This is a genomic window from Zafaria cholistanensis (assembly GCF_008580665.1).
Lineage (GTDB): Bacteria > Actinomycetota > Actinomycetes > Actinomycetales > Micrococcaceae > Zafaria > Zafaria cholistanensis.
On the sequence record NZ_BKDJ01000042.1, the window covers coordinates 1 to 1,051 of the forward strand.

1 protein-coding gene is annotated in these 1,051 nt (G+C 68.7%); it reads right to left on the bottom strand.

The window, feature by feature from the left end; genetic code table 11:
* Positions 1–22: 22 nt before the first annotated feature.
* Positions 23–1,027, bottom strand: coding sequence for a lipoyl synthase (gene lipA / locus NCCP_RS14815; RefSeq protein ID WP_149958053.1), 1,005 nt, complete (start codon positions 1,025–1,027; stop codon positions 23–25).
* Positions 1,028–1,051: the final 24 nt, after the last annotated feature.

The window sequence follows — 1,051 nt, forward strand, 5'->3', positions numbered from 1 at the left end:
GCCGGGGTTCGGGTTGCCGGGTTCAGGTGGCCGGGATCAGGCTGGCGGCTTCCTGGCGGGTGTCGCCGGAGGACTCGATGTGGGCCAGGGCCTCGGGGATGGGCAGGCCCTTGTGGCGCATCGCGCCGGCCCAGAGCCGTCCGGCCCGGTAGGAGGAACGCACCAGGGGCCCGGACATGACCCCGAGGAAGCCAAGCTCCCGGGCCTCGTCCTGGAGCTCGACGAACTCCTGGGGCTTGACCCAGCGCTCGACCGGGTGGTGGCGCTCGGTCGGGCGCAGGTACTGGGTAATGGTGAGCAGGTCACAGCCGGCCTCGGCCAGATCGGCCATCGCCTCGGAGACTTCCGCGCGGGTCTCGCCCATGCCCAGGATCAGGTTGGACTTGGTGATCATCCCGTTCCGGCGCCCGTGGGTGATCACTTCCAGGGAACGTTCATAGCGGAACGCGGGCCGGATGGAACGGAACAGGCGCGGGACGGTCTCGAGGTTGTGCGCGTAGACCTCCGGGGCGGAGGCGCAGATCTGGTCCAAAAGCTCGGGGTTGCCGGAAAAGTCCGGGATCAAAAGCTCCACCCCGGTGCCGGGGTTGGAGCGGTGGATCTGGCGCACGGTCTCGGCGTAGAGCCAGGCGCCCTCGTCGGGCAGGTCATCGCGGGCGACCCCGGTCACGGTCGCGTAGCGCAGGCCCATCTGCTTGACCGACCGGGCGACCTTGAACGGTTCGGAACGGTCCAGCGGTGCGGGGCGGCCGGTGTCGATCTGGCAGAAGTCGCAGCGGCGGGTGCACTCCGAGCCCCCGATCAGGAACGTGGCCTCGCGGTCTTCCCAGCACTCGAAGATGTTCGGGCACCCGGCCTCCTCGCACACGGTGTGCAGGCCCTCGGTCTTGACCAGCTTCTTCAGCTGCACGTACTCGGGGCCGATGCTCACCTTGGCCTTGATCCACTCGGGCTTGCGCTCGATGGGGGTGGCGGAGTTGCGCTGCTCGATGCGCAACAGGCGGCGGCCGTCAGGGGCCAGGCTCATGGAAGGACTCCTTCAAAAGTGGTG

Excerpts from the sequence above, each read along its gene's own strand:
- lipA (WP_149958053.1), bottom strand. The coding sequence starts at position 1,027 with ATGAGCCTGGCCCCTGACGGCCGCCGCCTGTTGCGCATCGAGCAGCGC.